The following is a 16,792-nucleotide window of genomic DNA, read 5'->3' as shown; positions in this document are numbered from 1 at the left end:
AATGAATATAACTAAACAAGGAATAGAGAGGCTTTTATGGAAAAAAAGAATGTGTTAACCGGTCATCTGACAGCACTTATAACAGTTTTTATCTGGGGAACCACCTTTATATCGACAAAAATATTGCTTAGGGATTTTTCACCGGTAGAAATATTATTTCTAAGATTTTTCACCGGGTTTGTGGCTTTGTGGTTAGTTTGCCCCAAAAGGCTTAAAATTGTGGAAAGAAGGCAGGAGCTGTATTTTGCGGCTGCAGGCCTATGTGGGGTTACCCTTTATTTCTTGATGGAGAACATTGCGCTGACCTACACCTTTGCGTCTAATGTCGGAGTTATTGTGTCAATAGGCCCATTTTTTATCGCGCTTCTGGCGCACTTCTTTCTGGATGGCGAAAGGCTGCAGGTACAGTTTTTTGTTGGATTTGTCGTTGCACTGACCGGTATTTTTCTTATCAGCTTTAACGGCAGCACCGTATTAAAGCTCAACCCCATCGGAGACATGCTGGCTGTACTCGCGGCGATAGCATGGGCATTCTATTCGGTGCTGACCAGAAAGATCAGCCACTTTGGCTACAACACCATTCAAACAACACGCAGGGCTTTCTTTTACGGGTTGGTGTTTATGTTGCCCGCGCTGTTCATATTGGATTTTAGCCCCAATACCGCCCAGCTGCTTGTTCCGGTGAACCTGTTCAATCTCCTGTTTTTAGGGCTGGGTGCTTCGGCGCTATGCTTTGTGACGTGGGGTGCCGCAGTAAAAATGCTGGGTGCCGTCAAAACGGGTGTCTACATCTATGCGGTTCCGGTGATCACGGTTGTAACATCCGCCCTTGTATTGCGTGAAAAAATTACCGGGTTGGCCGCATTTGGTACCGCGCTGACGTTGGTGGGGTTGTTTATCTCGGAAAGCAAGCGCTTTTTGCCTAAAAAGGAGGCTTTGACGCATGAATAACGCGTCGACAGGAGCGTCGACAGGCCCTCGGCAGTTTTCGTATTGTGTAGAAGAGCACGGACAAAGCGTAGAGGAGCGGTTATTGGCCGAGGGCTATTCCAAACGGTTGATTATTGTGCTCAAGCAGACTGAAGATGGGCTTTGCGTCTCGGGGCGGCGGGTTCGCTCAACATATATATTAAAGCGGGGCGAGATATTGACGGTGGCGCTGCCCCAACCGACAGTTAAGCGTTCTGTAAGCAGCGAAATTGTGCCGGTACTGTATGAGGACGCCGACATCATTGTCTACAACAAGCCTGCGGGGCTGGTGTGCCATCGGTCCGGCAGCCATTATGCCGACACGTTGGAGAACACAGCCGAAGGTGTATTTCGCGCTATGATCCGGTTGGATCGTGATACCAGTGGTGCGCTGGTCGTAGCAAAGCACCAACTTGCGGCGGCGCAGTTGTGGCAAAAGATTGACAAACGTTATTTGGCGGTGGTACAGGGACGAATCAAAGATTTACACGGCTTTATAGAGTTGCCGCTCGCGCAGCAAAAGCCTTATGAACCGCGTCAGGTTGTGCGGGCGGACGGCAAGGCGGCACGAACCGAATACAGGGTGCTTGCGGCTAACGAAAAGCTGACTGTGTTGGAATGTATTCTGCATACAGGGCGCATGCATCAGATACGCGTACACTTCTCCGCAGTTGGACATCCACTTTTGGGAGATGCATTTTACGGTGGGGAGATAGCTGATATTCAAAGGCAAGCGCTGCACTGTACCAAGGTGATGTTTATCCATCCCATAACCAAAAAACAGATGTGTCTATTTGCGCCCTTACCCGATGATATTACTAAAATAATTAAAAAGCATGGAATACACGCTGAGGTACACCTGATAAAATAGTGTTTGGAATTCCAACGGTCTTTTTTAACATACAATCCGTCATTTAGAAATACAAATAGAATGTAATTGTTTGAAATGTGCAAAACATCTTTTTATTGAAGTTGATACTGCTTTTGCACGTAGTTTTTTGTAATTTTTGCATAGATGCAAGCATTCGGAATTTGGAGGGTATTAGCATGAAAAAGATCGTATCGCTATCGCTCATAGCTGCCCTGTTACTGGCACTGAACGCATGCGGCGGTTCTTCTTTGACAGCTGTCCCTACATCATCAGGCGTTGTTTCCACTTCCCAAACTCCTACTGATGTCATCAAGATTGGCGTTTTCGAGCCTGCTTCTGGCGAGAATGCTGCGAGCGGAAAGCAGGAAACCCTCGGGATTCAATATGCAAACAGCCTTGTTAACACCGTTAACATCGGCGGCAAGGAATATCCCGTTAAGCTGGTTATTGTCGATAACCAGTCCTCCATTATTAAAGGCCCACTGGCTGCTGAAGCGCTTGTAAGATTAGGCGTCCCCATAGTTATCGGCTCTTATGGCTCCGCAGTTACCATCGCAGCTTCCGACGTTTTTTCAAAAGCCGAAATTCCTGTACTCTGTGCCACCTGCACCAATCCGCAGGTCACTCTGGGCAATACGCACCATTATACTCTTACCTATCTTGATCCCTTCCAGGGCGCTGTTCTTGCTGATTTTGCCACCAATGGTTTAAAGGCCAAGACAGCTTATTGCTTGGCAAAGTTGGGCGATAATTATTCGGTCGATTTATGTTACTACTTTCGTAAGCAGTTCGAAGCGCTGGGTGGCAAGGTGATTTATTGGACTTTCCATGAGGGCACCACAGACTTTCGCCCTTACCTTAATACCGCTAAGAATAGTGGCGCAGATGTTTTTTTTGCTCCTGTTTCAATACCGTTGGCGGAAAGGATTATTGATCAGGCTGATGCGCAGAATTTTACAATACCGTTGCTGGCGGGCGACTCTTGGGATTCTAAAGCTGTGCTCAATGCCGCAAAGGACACAAACCTTGACATCTATGTAACCACCTTTTTTGATGAAAATATCATCAAAGATAAGGATTCAGAATTTGTTAAGGGCTTCAAGAAATGGATAAAATCCAGCTCTACCAACCTTAAAAACAATGGCGGCGATGACACTATTTCAGCAGTATCTGTAATGGGCTATGATGCCTACTTCACCGCTCTCGAGGCGATAAAGGCTGCTGGCTCGATAGACCCTAAGGCTATCAATGAAGCGCTTTTAAAGGTACAGCACGAGGGTGTTTCCGGCCCTATCATCTTTGACAAAAACGGTAACGCAATACGTAATGTGGCTTTCATCAAGAAGGTTAATACCGAAACCGGGGAGTGGGAAATTGTGGCTGAAACGGAGCATAGCCCAGTAAATAAATTATCATAAGGCGGATGCCTAAAAAAGAAAATAGGTTTGGCGGGGACACTTAAATATAGCTGTACCCGCCAAACTTTATAGTATGTAAAGGTTTGTCAATATAACCAGCATCTTTCGCATACACTAGGGAAATTCCGGTTGGCAGACAGCGTACACCGATGGAAAATCCGCCAGCGCAAAATTGTGTGTAAGCACAAAATGACAGTCTGTCAGTTGTGGAATGCACTTTGCATAGGGGACATGAAGCAGATTAGCCGCACTTTTCTGTGGTGGGACATCCACTGGTGGGCGATGTATTCTATGGTGGAGCGACAACATGCATAAAAAGATAGGCGTGATACCGCAAAAATGTGCAATTTCACCACCTTGTAACAGGGGAATGCATGCACATTGAAGTGTCAATTCTAGCCAATATTTCAGAAATATTTGCCATAAACGGTTTTTAATTGTGGTTTAGGGGTTGAAATGACGGATAAAACTGCAAAACCGTCATAATTAACATACAATCCACCGTTCAAAAACAGAAAATCACCTATAATTAGAAGAAATGTACATTCGACTAAAATAACTGCTTTTCTATTGAAATCTGTATTGCGTGCGCGTATAATTGTATTTCAGCGGAAGAATTATTCCGTAAGCCCTGCATAAAAAATGCGGGTATCCTTAATTTGGAGGAGATTTGTAATGAAAAAGGTTATAGCGCTGTCACTGGCACTCGCACTGCTGCTGGCTTTGACTGCCTGCGGCGGTTCCACTTCTTCGGCTGCTCCAGCTTCCTCTGCTGCTCCGTCCGCTTCGGGCGATGCTGCTGTCGATGTCATTAAGATTGGCGTATACGAGCCTGCCTCTGGCGATAATGGCGCAGGTGGCAAGCAGGAGACGCTGGGCATCCAGTATGCAAACAGCCTGGTTAACACCGTCAACGTCGGCGGCAAAGACTATAAAGTCGAGCTTGTGATCGTTGATAACGAGTCTTCTAACGACAAGGGCCCGTCGGCTGCTGCTTCACTGGTCAGCTCCGGTGTTTCCATTGCATTGGGCTCCTATGGTTCGGGCGTTTCCATTGCCGCTTCCGACGTGTTTGCTAACGCGGGCATTCCGGTTATCGGCGTCACCTGCACCAACCCGCAGGTTACCGAAGGCAATACACACTACTTCCGCATTTGCTTCCTTGATCCGTTCCAGGGCACCGTTCTGGCGAACTTTGCTACTGACAGCTTCTCGGCTAAAACCGCTTACAGCCTTGCCAAGCTCGGCGATGACTATTCGGTAGGCCTGTGCTACTACTTCCAGCAGGCGTTTGAGGCGCTGGGTGGCAAGGTTATTTACGAGACCTTCCCCGAGGGCAACAGCGACTTCACCCCCTATCTGACCAAGGCGAAGAACGAGGGTGCCGATGTTTTCTTTGCCCCTGTTTCCACCGAAGCTGCGGCGCTTATCATTGAGCAGGCTAATGCACAGAGCCTGGGCATTCCCATGATGGCGGGCGACACATGGGACTCTAACGTTATTCTCAACGCTGCCAAGGGCACTAAAACCGATCTTTATGTGACCACCTTCTTTGACGAAGGCACCGACGACGAGCAAGGCGCTGAATTCGTCAAGGGCATTAAAGAGTGGATTAACGCGAACCCCACCAATCTTTCTAACAACGGCGGAGACGACACCATCGCGGCGGTTTCTGCTATGGGCTACGACGCTTATTTCACCGCGCTTGAGGCCATTAAGGCTGCCGGTTCTGCCGACCCCAAAGCTGTTAATGAAGCATTGTGGAAGGTCGATTACACTGGTATTTCTGGCAGGATTGTTTTCAATGAGACCGGTGATGCTATCCGTGACGCGGCCTTCGTCAAGAAGGTCAACACCGAAACCGGTAAGTGGGAATTTGTCGCGATTCAGGGCGTTAATTAAAGTGTTAAATCTCAAGAAAGACGCCTAAAAAGAAAATAAGCTTGGCGGGGGCAAATAGCACATATCTGTTCCCGCCAAACTTTGTATTATGTGGGGGTTCCGGAACATGAAATTTTTTAACGAGAATCTGCCGTACATATTGGCAGGAATCTCGGTTGGCGGGCAGTATGCGCTGATTGCCATTGGTTATACAATGGTTTACGGTATTTTGCGCCTGATCAACTTTGCCCACGGCGATATTTTTATGGTGGCAGGCCTAATGATGGTCTACTTTTCAACTGCCATGCCGTTGTATGCCGCCATACCGCTGGTATTGGCACTCACCGTTTTGCTCGGTTTTGTCATTGAGCGTGTGGCCTATAAACCACTGCGTAACGCGCCACGCATGTCCATTATGATTTCGGCCATCGGTGTTTCTTATCTGCTTCAGAATATGGCGCTTTATGTCACGGGTGGTTTGGCCAAGCAATATCCGCCCATTCCGTGGATAAGCGATATTATAAACATTGGTACGGCGACCACCAAGCGCGTCACCGTCATCACTCCGGTGCTTACCATCGTATTGGTGGTCGCGCTGGTCATATTGATAAAGTATACGAAGATCGGTATGGCGATGCGTGCTGTCTCGCGCGATTTTGAAACAGCGCGACTGATGGGTATCAAAATCAACAATGTCATTAGCACCACGTTTATCATTGGTTCGTTGCTGGCCGGCGTGGGCTCGCTACTTTACTTTACAAATTACACCGGCGTCGTACCGACGGCGGGTGCAATGCCGGGCCTCAAAGCGTTTGTCGCCGCGGTATTCGGCGGTATCGGGTCCATTCCCGGCGCCGTGGTTGGTGCGTTCATCATCGGCATCTGTGAAAGTCTGATCAAGGGCGCTGGCTGGACCACCTTCTCGGATGCTTTCACCTTTGCGTTGCTCATCGTCATCCTTGTGGCAAAACCCACGGGGTTGTTCGGTGAAAAAACGACGGATAAGGTTTAGGTGGCTGCCATGGATAAAAAGATGAAAAGCATTTATTCCCTCATTGCTGTGGCGGCGCTGTTTGTATTTTTATTTTTGCTTGAGCGCACGTTACCCTCTACTTCAATGTTGTTCACGGTACTTAAAAAGGGTGCCATCTACGCATTGGTTGCCGTTTCGTTGAACCTTTTAAACGGCTTCACAGGGCTGTTTTCGCTCGGTCAGGCAGGCTTTATGCTCATCGGTGCTTATACATATGCAATCTTTACGATTCCGCCGCAGGCTAGAGCACAGGTTTATCAATACTTTGATGGTGGCATTATTCAGTTTGCACTACCGGTACCGGTGGCGTTGGTCTTAGCCGGACTTGCAGCGGCGACATTTGCCTTTTTAATTGGTCTGCCTGTGTTGCGTTTAAAGGGTGATTATCTTGCTATTGCCACGCTGGGATTTGCTGAAATTATTCGCGCCATCTTCCAGTGGGATAAGCTGGGGCCCATCACGAATGGTTCCAACCTACTGCGCAAATTCCCGGCGTTTTCGTCGGTGCTGTTCCCGTTCGCGGTGTCTGGCATCTGCATTGCATTGATCGTACTGCTGATCAATTCTTCATTCGGGCGGGCTTTCAAAGCGATTCGTGAGGATGAAATCGCGGCCGAGGCCATGGGCATCAGCTTGTTTAAGCATAAAATGCTCTCATTTGTCATCAGCTCGTTTTTTGCGGGCGTCAGTGGTGCGTTGCTGGCGATGTATCAAACCACCGTTCAGGCTTCGGCCTTTAAGTCGGCTATGACCTATGAAATTTTACTTATCGTGGTCATAGGTGGTATCGGATCGGTCACCGGTAGCTGCCTCTCGTCCTTTCTATTCATCGCTTGCAGCGAGTGGTGGCTACGCTTTCTCGATGCTGAGACTGTCATCAGTGGGTTTCATGTGCCGCTTTTGCGCTCAGGATTCCGCAAGGTGGTGTTCTCGGTCATCATTATGTGCGTCGTACTTTTCTACCGTCAAGGGATTATGGGCGACCGCGAATTCTCGTGGAAGGGCCTGATCGGTTTATTTAAAAAGCCGTTTGCTAAAAGGGCCAAGGCGAAGGGCGGTGCGGCACATGAATAATAATGTATTGCGTTTAGAAAACGTCACGATGCAGTTTGGTGGTGTCGTGGCAGTCAACGATCTCTCGCTGGAAATTAATCGTGGCGAGATCGTCGCGCTCATCGGTCCCAATGGTGCGGGAAAAACCACTGCTTTTAATGTGATTACCGGCGTTTATACCCCCACAAACGGCGCGATTCACTTTAATGGCGAACTAATTGTTTCAAACCATCCGCAGGGTGCGATGAAAAAGCTTTACCAGGGCAGTGATGCCGATAAATTCAGTAAAGTGATGGTTAAAACGCCCGATGCGATTACCAAGCTGGGTATCGCTAGAACTTTTCAGAACATCCGACTGTTTAAAAACCTAACCGTGTTTGAAAATGTTCTTATCGCGCGGCATATGCGCTCAAAGGCCGGTGTGGTTTCAGCTATGCTGCGCCTAAATCGCGCCGAAGAGGCGGCTATGCGTCAAAGAACGCTGGAGCTCCTGCAAATTCTCGACCTTGAGAATCTAAAGGATGAAAAGGCCAACAATCTGCCCTATGGCAAACAGCGTCGTCTTGAGATTGCGCGTGCATTGGCCACGGAACCCACACTGTTGCTGCTCGATGAGCCGGCTGCAGGCATGAACCCGCAGGAAACCGAAGAGCTGACTGATTTTATCAAGCAGATTCGAGATGATTTTGGTCTGACGGTGTTTATGATTGAACACCACATGGATCTGGTTATGCGCATTTCTGATCGCATCTACGTGCTGGATTTTGGTAAGACCATCGCTTCCGGTACGCCAGGCGAAATTCAAAACAACACACGCGTTATAGAGGCGTATCTGGGGGTGGCGGCCGATGATTAAGGTCAACGATTTAAAAGTCAATTACGGTGGCATTGAGGCTGTCAAGGGCATCTCATTTGATGTTCCGGAAAAGAGTATTGTAACACTCATCGGTGCCAACGGTGCGGGCAAAAGCACTACACTGCGCGCTATTGCGGGACTTGTGCCGATCAAGAATGGCGAAATTACATTTTTGAATGAAAAGATCAGTGGTCTACCTACCGAAACGATTGTCTCGAAGGGGGTCACACTAGTACCCGAGGGGAGACGCGTATTTGCCGATTTGACAGTGCTTGAAAATATCAAAATTGGCGCTTACCTTCGGCACGACAAGTTGGATGACGACATCGCATGGGTGTACGATTTGTTCCCGCGTCTAAAGGAACGTCATTGGCAGGCGGCGGGTACCCTTTCTGGCGGTGAGCAACAGATGTTAGCAGTGGCCCGCGCACTCATGAGCCGCCCGAAAGTGTTGATGATGGATGAACCCTCGCTGGGATTGGCGCCCATTATCGTGCGCGGTATCTTTGATATCATCAAGGAAATTAACCGCCAGGGCATGACGATTCTTTTGATTGAACAAAACGCCAACATGGCGTTGCACACCGCCGACTATGCTTATGTGTTGGAAACCGGACGCATCACCATGTCTGGAGAGGGTAAAAAGCTGTTGGTTGACGAAGAAGTTAAAAAAGCGTATCTGGGTAGATAATAAAGCGAAAAAGCGACCCGTCAATCGGTGAGATTGGCGGGTCGCTTTGCACACAATGGTGGCACTGATTAGGCATTAACTTTAAAAATAGAGGTCGTAATAAACTGCTTAATACGTTCTAGCTTGTTTAGCATTGGTTGGACTGCATCTTTTTCCACTTGCGTATCTTACTGCGAAAGGATTTAAAAGGGGCAACAGTATTGATGTGAACCCATTTCCATACAGGCCAGTTGCAGGATGTCGAAGCCGCCCACTTTCTGCCGCCGGGGGTAAATATCACCGTTTCTTCAAGGCTATCGACCCAAGTGGTCAGTTCAAAAACTGTTGCAGCAAAAGTCTCTCTGAGCGCTGACAACGATGCTTGTCGATAGCGGTCATAAAAGCTTTGATACAGTCCGCCCAACTGATTCCACTTATAGCCGGGTGCAGGTGTGATGACAATTTTGCCCTGCTGTTCGTCGTGCTCCCAGCCCAACAGCAAATGCATCCAACCTAATTGGTAGGCAAGCATTTCCTGTGGTGTGCGGTCTACGCCGTCGAAGCACAGGTCTTTCTCCGCTTCCGCAATGCCGTCAAATTCCGAGATGAATTGGACGGCTGTCTTTTCGATTTCTGCGATGAGAGCCCTTTTATCCACATATCCCTGCATTATATACACCACCATACAGATTCTATTTTTAATACGGGTATGAGAATCAGTATACAAGCTTAATTCTGACAACAGTATGTCACATTTATAAGAATAGCGTCGATCCACTCCTTCTTGACTGGATTTGCTATAAGCGACGCGCTAGGCGCCGCTCATATCGCTACATTCCCCCGCATGCTCCGCTGTTACCGTACGCTAATTTCGCCAGTGAGATTTTGGGCAAACAGTGCTGAGACTTCCTTGGGTGAGGCGGTATTGGCCAGTGCCCACATTAGCTTGGTAACGGCGGCTTCTGAAGTCATATCGCCGCCGGGAATGACGCCTTTTTGCAGCGCACGCCGCCCCACTTCATAGGTGGTCATATCGCTGCGCTCATACAGGCATTGGCTGCACACCACGACCGAAACACCGTGTTCCACCAGATACTCAAGTGCAGTCACGAGATCGCGGCGCAAGAAGGCCAGCCCCCCCGAACCGAATGCTTCAAGCACCACGCCGTGACAGTCGAGTTGAAGTAGCGCTTCAAGAAAGCGGGGATCCAGCCCGGGAATCAGCTTGAACAATGCCACGCGGTTATCCACTTGATCGGCCAGCGTGCAGAGGGTACTTTTTACGGGCAGCAGCTGAGGATTTATAACAAGTCCATCCGAGCTGACCTCCGCCACCGGAGGCAGGTTGACGCTGTCGAAGGCATCAAAGCCGGTGGTGCGAATCTTGACTGAGCGACAGCCCAACAGCACTTTGCGGTCAAACGCTACAAAAATACCCGGGACACCGCTGACCGCCATGGCAAAGGCGGTGCGCAGGTTGTCCGGCGCATCGGAAAGCGGATGAAAAATCGGTAACTGGCTACCGGTGAGTACCACTGGCAGGTCGATACCCGGAAGCATAAAGCTGAGCATCGAGGCCGTATAGGCCATCGTGTCGGTACCGTGGGTAATAACGATGCCGTCAAATTCACCGCGCTGCTCAAATACTGTGCGGGCAATCAGCTGCCACTCTTCGGGCTGAACATTGGAGGAATCAAGAGTGAGCAGGTCGCGTATCGTGACATCATAGGTGAGCGGGCCGGCCAGTTCCAGCAGCCCCGCGCCGGGTGCTGTCGGGCGCAGACCATCTTCCGATGGGGTTGAGGCGATTGTTCCGCCCGTTGTGAGTAGTAATAACTTTTTCATAATGTCATTTTACCTCCCGTCAGAGTATGGAATAACGCGGGGCGATTGCGCCCGCGTATCTCATTCGTTTTCACTTACCATAGCGCCAAAGTATTCAGGGATAAAAGTTTGCCCATCAAAAGCATTGTACAACTAAGAGGTAGAGTCGTTTAGCTTTTAGTTCACCTTTTTGCGGTAATTTTACCATAATCAAATGGAAAATTAAAGCCCATTACTACAAGCTTTACCATGCTGGTTTTAATGGCTTCGGAAAAAGGGGATAATGCTACAGAATTATTACAGCTAGTTAATGGATGACACCACCTGAGCGATTGACACAAAACTATCTGGTGGTATAATAATTAGGTATAGAAAAATGTGTTTAGAGCTGTGCCGATGCGCTGTTAAGCGGTGGACGGACAGTTTTTTCTGCCTTATTTTTAGTGGGCGGAAGGCTTTAAAACAGGGAGGTGAGGCCGGTGCGGCTTTTAGCGCTGCTTTTATCATTACTGCTTTTAAGCGCTTGCAACGGCGTGCAGCTCGGCGTCAACGAGCTGCTTGAGCCGCCGCGCTTGACGACGCAACAGTCAGCCATCTACGATGCAGTTGAGCTGGCTGTCGGTACCAACACCTTTAAGCTGCGATATCCCCGCCGGGGCGATAATCTTTCAGCTTGTGTGCTCGATGATTTGGATAAGGACGGGCGGGATGAGGCCATTGTTTTTTATGAGCTGACCGTTAACGGCTTGACTTCTTCATGGATGAGCATTCTCACGGAGAATGATGGTGTTTGGAAAAGCCGTTATCAGCTTCCTGGGGAAGGCGGCGAGATTGATTTCGTCTCTTTCGCACCCATTGAAAACGCCGAGCGCAACAACATTATTGTTGGTTGGACTATTGCGGGTAAGGATAATTTAGTTTGCAAGGTTTACTCTTATTCCAATGAAAGTGCTGAGACGCGATATGAGGGCAGTTATAACGAAATTTTAATCGACGATGTGGATGGCAACGGTCTTGCTGAGATGATACTTTGCACCAAAAATCTGACCAAATCAGCGGTTATGTCGCTGATAAAATATCGTTCGGGGCGTATTGTGCGCACCAGTGAGGTTAAAATGCCCACCGCTATGACTGACTATGCCAAGCTTTCATATGGCAAGTTGACAACAGGGTTGAATGCGGTGTTTGCTGATATCTATCTTGGTTCTGACGAAATGACCACCCGTATTGCAGTAGTAGATGATCAAAAGTCTATTATTGAGGCGCTTTCCAACGAAGATCTTGGTATTTACGAGTCGTTTGACCGGGCAACCCCAACGCTGACCTGCGCCGATGTTAATGGTGATGGATTGATCGACATACCGGTTTCTTCACCGCTTCCGGGCTATTCCACTACTGATGAGCGCGAGGTGGTCTATCTCACTGAATACATGAGCATTCTTGAAGGTGAGCTGCAGTGTGTGCAGCGTTCGGTGGTCAATTTTGCTGCGGGTTATCAGCTTAAACTGCCCGACGGCTGGAAGGACGCCGTAACGGTACGGCGACAGTCTGATACGGGCGAGTGGCGATTTATGCTGTTTGATAAATCACTTGAACATTCGGATGTTGAGCTGTTGCGTATCCGTGTGGTTAGCCCCTCAGATTATCAGGATAAGTTTGAAACGACGCAATACAGCGTGGTGGGCACCAAGGGTGCTAATAGCTACCAGATTTATATTCCCGAAGAGGGTTACCCGGGATATTCGATAACCTATGAGCAGGCGCAAAGCTTGTTTTCATTGCTCGATTTACAGTAACTGCACTCCCACTAAAGAGTAGACATTTACGGCAATGTGTAAATTGTCTATCCCTTTAATTAGGAGAGAATATCAGAGCAGTAACAGGATGCAGTTCTAGAAAGGAGCCGCTATGAAAAATATTCTGATTGCCGAGGACGAGGACGCCATTCGCGACTTTGTGGTCATAAACCTCAAGCGCGCGGGCTATTCGGTCACCGACGTAAGCAACGGGCTGGATGCTATTGCCGCTTATGATAATGCTGAGGAGGGCTTTGACGTTGTCATTCTTGATGTTATGATGCCCGGACTTGACGGGTTTTCAGTCTGCAAAAAATTGCGCGAACGCTCAGATTCGCTTGGCATCATCATTTTGACTGCAAAGAGCCAGGAGATGGATAAAGTCAACGGGTTGATGCTCGGCGCAGACGATTACATTACCAAGCCGTTTTCTCCGTCGGAGCTTATGGCGCGTGTCGATGCTATTCACCGCCGCGTGTCTATGTCCAACCCCAAAAAGCCGGATAATGAGCTGACCTCGGGCCCATTTACCCTCAATCTTAAAAGTCGAACCGTCACCAAAAACGGCGAACCGGTTGAGCTAACTCAGGTGGAATTTCAGATTATGGAAATTTTTATGAAAAACCCTGAAACGGCAATGGAACGCAGCCAGATCCTGACGGCGGTGTGGGGTGAGGACTATTTCGGCGATGTTAAAATTGTGGATGTCAACATCCGCCGCCTACGCATGAAGGTGGAGGAGGAGCCCTCAAATCCGCAACACATTACGACGGTGTGGGGCTTTGGGTATAAGTGGATGCCCTGACGCCGCATTAGGCGCCTATTTGTCGGTGCGGTAATTTAAAGGCGGCCTTATGGCTGTAAAACACTATTAGGAGGAGGCCCATGGCGCAAAAAAAGATAACCACCCGCTGGCTCACGGGTAGCCTTGGGATTATCCTTGTCATATTGGTGCTCGTCGAGGTCGCGGTCATACTGGCGGTGCGCATGTTCTATTATTCCTCGGTGCAACAGACGCTAGTTTCTCAGGCGAACACCGTCAGCACGCTGTTGTCAAAATATTCTATCGATCCCTCAGCCGACTACCAGCGTGAAGTTCGAAGTCTCATCGAGAATTTTGAGCAGCGCGACCGCATGGAGCTGATGGCGGTGGATGCTTACGGTGGCATTACCACGACGTCGTCGGGTTTTCCGGTGGCCGAAAAAATTGAGATGCCCGATTTTGAGGAAGCGCTTGTTGCATCCGATGGCATGGGCAGATTTCAGGGGCGTATCGGCGAGGAAAACATTATGGCGGTTAGCTGTGTTGCACCTGTCAATGACGAAAGTATTACGGCTGTACGGTTAGTGGTATCGCTCGCCAAGGTGGATAGCTTAATTTTTTCAATTATTACCGTTGCGGTGGTATTTGGTGTTGCCATCATATTTTTTATGGTGCTTTCGGGCTCTTACTTTATCAGTTCCATTGTTATTCCGGTGGGGGAAATAGGAAAGACGGCGCGAAAAATTGCACAGGGAGACTTTGCAACCCGCTTGGTTAGCCGAAACGACGACGAAATCGGCGATCTGTGCGAGACCATAAACTATATGGCGGAGGAATTGGGAAACTCCGAAAAACTAAAAAACGAGTTTATTTCGTCTGTCTCGCACGAGCTTCGAACACCGCTCACCGCCATAAAGGGTTGGAGCGAGACGATACGCGACGCCGACGCGGGCGACCGCGAAACAGTGCAGAAGGGTATGCAAGTCATCATCAGCGAAACCGACCGTCTGGCGATGATGGTGGAAGAGTTACTCGATTTTTCGCGCATGCAGTCGGGGCGCTTTAAATTGGTCATCGAACGAATCGACCTGTTGGCCGAACTTGAAGAAGCGGTGCTAATGTACACTGAAAAGGCACGTCGCGAGGAGATCAAACTGACCTATGACGAACAGCTCGAGGCGGCTGTGGTCATGGCCGACAAAAACCGGTTGCGTCAGGTATTTATCAACATCATAGATAATGCTATCAAATATTCCGACGCGGGCGGCAGCGTCAAGGTGGCGGTCCAGCAGCAGAATGGTTACTTTGTCATTTCGGTGACAGATTCGGGTTGCGGAATCAGCCCGGAGGATCTGCCGAAGATCAAGAAAAAGTTCTACAAAGCAAATTTAACGCGACGTGGTTCCGGTATCGGGCTGGCTGTTGCTGACGAAATTGTCGCGGCGTTTTTAGGCGTGCTGGAGGTAACATCGGTTTTGGATGAGGGCACAACCGTCACCATACGCATACCCAACGCCACACTTTATGAACAGCTTAAACACAAGGCGCCTGAACAGGGCGGGGAGGAACAACCATATTGAGCAATACAAACGAGCGTAAAAAGACCTCAATAGGCGGCAGCGCGCTTATAGAAGGCGTAATGATGCGAGGGCCCTATACCACCGCTATGGCGGTGCGTAAACCCAATGGTGAGCTAGATATTTCCGAATGGAGAACCGAGGAAGGCTCCAAACCTTGGTATAAAAAAACACCTATTATACGAGGCGTATTTAATTTTTTTGACAGTATGGCTGTCAGCTATAAATGCCTAATGAAATCTGCTGAGATTTCTGGTTTTGAAGAAGAGCCCAGCGGTTTTGAAAAAAAGCTGATGGACTGGTTTGGGGAGAATTTCTCAAAGGTTTTAGCTGGAGTCGCCGGGGTGTTCGGTGTGTTGCTGGCAGTGGCATTGTTTATGGTGCTACCAACCTTTCTTATCGGGCTTATTCGTCCGTTTGTCGCTACGCGGCTATTATTGTCACTGATTGAGGCAGTTGTTAAAATCGGTATTTTTTTAGCTTATTTATTTTTGGTCAGCCGAATGCCTGAAATTCACCGTGTGTTTGAATACCACGGGGCCGAGCATAAGACCATCGCCTGCTACGAGGCGGGTGAAGAGTTGACACCTGAAAATGTGATGAAGCATTCGCGTTTTCACCCGCGCTGTGGCACCAGTTTCATTCTCATTGTACTGGTGGTTTCAGCACTGGTTTTTTCGCTTGTAACCTGGGATAATCTCATCGTGCGCATTGCGTTAAAGCTGGTCTGCCTGCCGCTGGTGGTTGGCATCGCTTATGAGATCATTAAGTTGGCGGGGCGCTATGACACCCCTTGCACACGGATTATCTCCGCGCCGGGGTTGTGGCTGCAGCGGCTGACGACCAATGAACCAGATGTATCAGAAATCGAGGCCGCTATTGCCGCGATGAGGCCCTGCATCCCGCAGAATCAGGAAGACGATAGGTGGTAAAGATGACCGTTTCTCAGCTATATCTTCAATGTCGTAAAAAACTGACGCATGATACGGCAGATTTTGATCTTTCACAACTTTTTTATGCCCAGTTTGGGGCACAGGCACAGCATACCCGGCCGAATGATGAAATTGCTGCCGACGATGCACTGATTTTTTCTCAGAAGGTCAAGAGGCTCGTCGATGGCTATCCGTTACAATATCTGCTCGGTGAGTGGGAGTTTTACTCCATACCACTTAAAGTTGGTGAGGGGGTGCTGATTCCCCGCCCGGACACTGAAACACTGGTGGATGCTGCGCTGGGCCTTTTATCGCAGGAGCCTTTGGCCAAGGTTGCTGATTTTTGTGCTGGAAGCGGCGCGATTTCGCTGGCGGTAGCACAGAATTTGCCTCAGTGTGAGGTATATGCGCTGGAACTTTCTAAGGAAGCGTTGCGTTATCTACGTGAGAATACCAAAGATTGTCCGCGCATCAGCGTGATGGAAGCCGATGTGCTCGGCGATTTGGCACCGCTCGGGTTACCAAAACTGGATATGATTATTTCAAACCCGCCTTATCTCACGGCCAAGGAGCTGACAGAGCTGCCGCAGCCGGTGCGCTATGAGCCTAAAATGGCGCTGGACGGCGGTGAAGATGGGCTTGTTTTTTATCGAAGTATTTCGCAGAGTGCCAAAATGCTGTTGGCCCCCAATGGCATGCTACTGTTTGAGGCTGGCTGGCAACAGGCACAGCAAATTGCCGACATTATGTCAGGTCAGGGCTATCATAGCATTGGCTTTGCCAAGGATTTAAGTGGAATTGACCGCTGCGTTTACGGACGTACGCCGTCTGTAACCGACGTTTGAATAAGTGATTTCAGGGAGTAATTATTTTGGAACAGAAAAAATTGGACCGCATCAACGAATTTGCCCGAAGGGTAAAAGCGGGTGAAGCGCTAAGCCCTGCTGAACTGGCCGAGCGGGACGCATTGCGCCGGGAGTATATTGAAAGCTATCGCCGCAGCCTGGTCACCCAACTTAACCATACCTACGTCGTTGACGAACAGGGTAACAAGACGAAACTCAAGCGAAAGGACGACGATTTACCGCCATGTTAAGGGGTAATGTATCCAAGCTTTGAAATATCAAAATAACGCCCGTCTGCTTAAAA

At 49.0% G+C, this 16,792-nt stretch carries 16 protein-coding genes; 14 read left to right on the top strand and 2 right to left on the bottom strand.

Features of this window, described 5'->3' with window-relative positions; translation table 11 throughout:
• The first annotated feature begins 36 nt into the window (after positions 1 to 36).
• From RBH76_05680 to RBH76_05645, 8 genes are all read left to right on the top strand, one after another.
• Entirely contained in the window at positions 37 to 951 is a 915-nt protein-coding gene (locus RBH76_05680) for a DMT family transporter (protein ID WMJ84908.1), read from the top strand.
• Positions 944 to 1,840: an RluA family pseudouridine synthase gene (locus RBH76_05675; GenBank protein WMJ84907.1), complete on the top strand. Its 897-nt coding sequence runs from the start codon at positions 944 to 946 to the stop codon at positions 1,838 to 1,840. Before RBH76_05680 ends, RBH76_05675 begins: the two co-directional genes overlap by 8 nt.
• A 176-nt stretch (positions 1,841 to 2,016) precedes the next feature.
• Positions 2,017 to 3,258 (top strand): ABC transporter substrate-binding protein, encoded by a 1,242-nt coding sequence (locus tag RBH76_05670; GenBank protein WMJ84906.1) that lies wholly within the window; start codon positions 2,017 to 2,019, stop codon positions 3,256 to 3,258.
• 675 nt (positions 3,259 to 3,933) lie between these two features.
• Entirely contained in the window at positions 3,934 to 5,160 is a 1,227-nt protein-coding gene (locus tag RBH76_05665) for an ABC transporter substrate-binding protein (protein ID WMJ84905.1), read from the top strand.
• Positions 5,161 to 5,266: 106 nt separating this feature from the next.
• Positions 5,267 to 6,151: a branched-chain amino acid ABC transporter permease gene (locus tag RBH76_05660; GenBank protein WMJ84904.1), complete on the top strand. Its 885-nt coding sequence runs from the start codon at positions 5,267 to 5,269 to the stop codon at positions 6,149 to 6,151.
• Between the two features lie 9 nt (positions 6,152 to 6,160).
• Positions 6,161 to 7,246, top strand: coding sequence for a branched-chain amino acid ABC transporter permease (locus RBH76_05655; protein WMJ84903.1), 1,086 nt, complete (start codon positions 6,161 to 6,163; stop codon positions 7,244 to 7,246).
• Positions 7,239 to 8,081 (top strand): ABC transporter ATP-binding protein, encoded by an 843-nt coding sequence (locus tag RBH76_05650; GenBank protein ID WMJ84902.1) that lies wholly within the window; start codon positions 7,239 to 7,241, stop codon positions 8,079 to 8,081. Before RBH76_05655 ends, RBH76_05650 begins: the two co-directional genes overlap by 8 nt.
• Entirely contained in the window at positions 8,074 to 8,772 is a 699-nt protein-coding gene (locus RBH76_05645) for an ABC transporter ATP-binding protein (protein WMJ84901.1), read from the top strand. The genes RBH76_05650 and RBH76_05645 overlap by 8 nt, the downstream gene beginning before the upstream one ends.
• Before the next feature lie 127 nt (positions 8,773 to 8,899).
• On the opposite strand, the gene RBH76_05640 is transcribed toward RBH76_05645, so the two are convergent.
• Complete coding sequence (locus RBH76_05640) at positions 8,900 to 9,421, bottom strand: ClbS/DfsB family four-helix bundle protein (GenBank protein WMJ84900.1); 522 nt, start codon at positions 9,419 to 9,421, stop codon at positions 8,900 to 8,902.
• A 185-nt stretch (positions 9,422 to 9,606) separates the two neighbouring features.
• The gene (locus RBH76_05635; protein ID WMJ84899.1) at positions 9,607 to 10,596 is read right to left on the bottom strand and encodes an asparaginase; all 990 of its coding nucleotides are present in this window, start codon (positions 10,594 to 10,596) and stop codon (positions 9,607 to 9,609) included.
• Between the two features lie 458 nt (positions 10,597 to 11,054).
• On the opposite strand from RBH76_05635, the gene RBH76_05630 reads away from it, so the two are divergent.
• The 6 genes from RBH76_05630 to RBH76_05605 all read left to right on the top strand — a co-directional run bounded on the left by RBH76_05630 (position 11,055) and on the right by RBH76_05605 (position 16,739).
• Complete coding sequence (locus tag RBH76_05630; GenBank protein ID WMJ84898.1) at positions 11,055 to 12,371, top strand: hypothetical protein; 1,317 nt, start codon at positions 11,055 to 11,057, stop codon at positions 12,369 to 12,371.
• Between the two features lie 112 nt (positions 12,372 to 12,483).
• Positions 12,484 to 13,176: a response regulator transcription factor gene (locus RBH76_05625; GenBank protein WMJ84897.1), complete on the top strand. Its 693-nt coding sequence runs from the start codon at positions 12,484 to 12,486 to the stop codon at positions 13,174 to 13,176.
• A gap of 80 nt (positions 13,177 to 13,256) precedes the next feature.
• Positions 13,257 to 14,714: a HAMP domain-containing sensor histidine kinase gene (locus tag RBH76_05620; GenBank protein ID WMJ84896.1), complete on the top strand. Its 1,458-nt coding sequence runs from the start codon at positions 13,257 to 13,259 to the stop codon at positions 14,712 to 14,714.
• The gene (locus RBH76_05615) at positions 14,711 to 15,643 is read left to right on the top strand and encodes a DUF1385 domain-containing protein (protein WMJ84895.1); all 933 of its coding nucleotides are present in this window, start codon (positions 14,711 to 14,713) and stop codon (positions 15,641 to 15,643) included. The genes RBH76_05620 and RBH76_05615 overlap by 4 nt, the downstream gene beginning before the upstream one ends.
• A 2-nt stretch (positions 15,644 to 15,645) precedes the next feature.
• Entirely contained in the window at positions 15,646 to 16,488 is an 843-nt protein-coding gene (gene prmC, locus RBH76_05610) for a peptide chain release factor N(5)-glutamine methyltransferase (protein WMJ85208.1), read from the top strand.
• Between the two features lie 26 nt (positions 16,489 to 16,514).
• Complete coding sequence (locus RBH76_05605) at positions 16,515 to 16,739, top strand: DUF896 domain-containing protein (GenBank protein WMJ84894.1); 225 nt, start codon at positions 16,515 to 16,517, stop codon at positions 16,737 to 16,739.
• Positions 16,740 to 16,792 lie beyond the last annotated feature (53 nt).

This window comes from Oscillospiraceae bacterium MB24-C1 (assembly GCA_030913685.1).
Lineage (GTDB): Bacteria > Bacillota > Clostridia > Oscillospirales > Ruminococcaceae > Yanshouia.
Note: the sequence above shows the minus strand (reverse complement) of the source record. Positions and strands in the feature narration are given on the sequence as shown.

What these genes read in the sequence shown, in the direction of transcription:
- RBH76_05640 (WMJ84900.1), bottom strand. Translation starts at nt 9,421, where the DNA reads ATGCAGGGATATGTGGATAAAAGGGCTCTCATCGCAGAAATCGAAAAG.
- RBH76_05655 (WMJ84903.1), top strand. Translation starts at nt 6,161, where the DNA reads ATGGATAAAAAGATGAAAAGCATTTATTCCCTCATTGCTGTGGCGGCG.
- RBH76_05635 (WMJ84899.1), bottom strand. Translation starts at nt 10,596, where the DNA reads ATGAAAAAGTTATTACTACTCACAACGGGCGGAACAATCGCCTCAACC.
- RBH76_05660 (WMJ84904.1), top strand. Translation starts at nt 5,267, where the DNA reads ATGAAATTTTTTAACGAGAATCTGCCGTACATATTGGCAGGAATCTCG.
- prmC (WMJ85208.1), top strand. Translation starts at nt 15,646, where the DNA reads ATGACCGTTTCTCAGCTATATCTTCAATGTCGTAAAAAACTGACGCAT.
- RBH76_05665 (WMJ84905.1), top strand. Translation starts at nt 3,934, where the DNA reads ATGAAAAAGGTTATAGCGCTGTCACTGGCACTCGCACTGCTGCTGGCT.
- RBH76_05675 (WMJ84907.1), top strand. Translation starts at nt 944, where the DNA reads ATGAATAACGCGTCGACAGGAGCGTCGACAGGCCCTCGGCAGTTTTCG.
- RBH76_05650 (WMJ84902.1), top strand. Translation starts at nt 7,239, where the DNA reads ATGAATAATAATGTATTGCGTTTAGAAAACGTCACGATGCAGTTTGGT.
- RBH76_05620 (WMJ84896.1), top strand. Translation starts at nt 13,257, where the DNA reads ATGGCGCAAAAAAAGATAACCACCCGCTGGCTCACGGGTAGCCTTGGG.
- RBH76_05680 (WMJ84908.1), top strand. Translation starts at nt 37, where the DNA reads ATGGAAAAAAAGAATGTGTTAACCGGTCATCTGACAGCACTTATAACA.
- RBH76_05670 (WMJ84906.1), top strand. Translation starts at nt 2,017, where the DNA reads ATGAAAAAGATCGTATCGCTATCGCTCATAGCTGCCCTGTTACTGGCA.
- RBH76_05625 (WMJ84897.1), top strand. Translation starts at nt 12,484, where the DNA reads ATGAAAAATATTCTGATTGCCGAGGACGAGGACGCCATTCGCGACTTT.
- RBH76_05645 (WMJ84901.1), top strand. Translation starts at nt 8,074, where the DNA reads ATGATTAAGGTCAACGATTTAAAAGTCAATTACGGTGGCATTGAGGCT.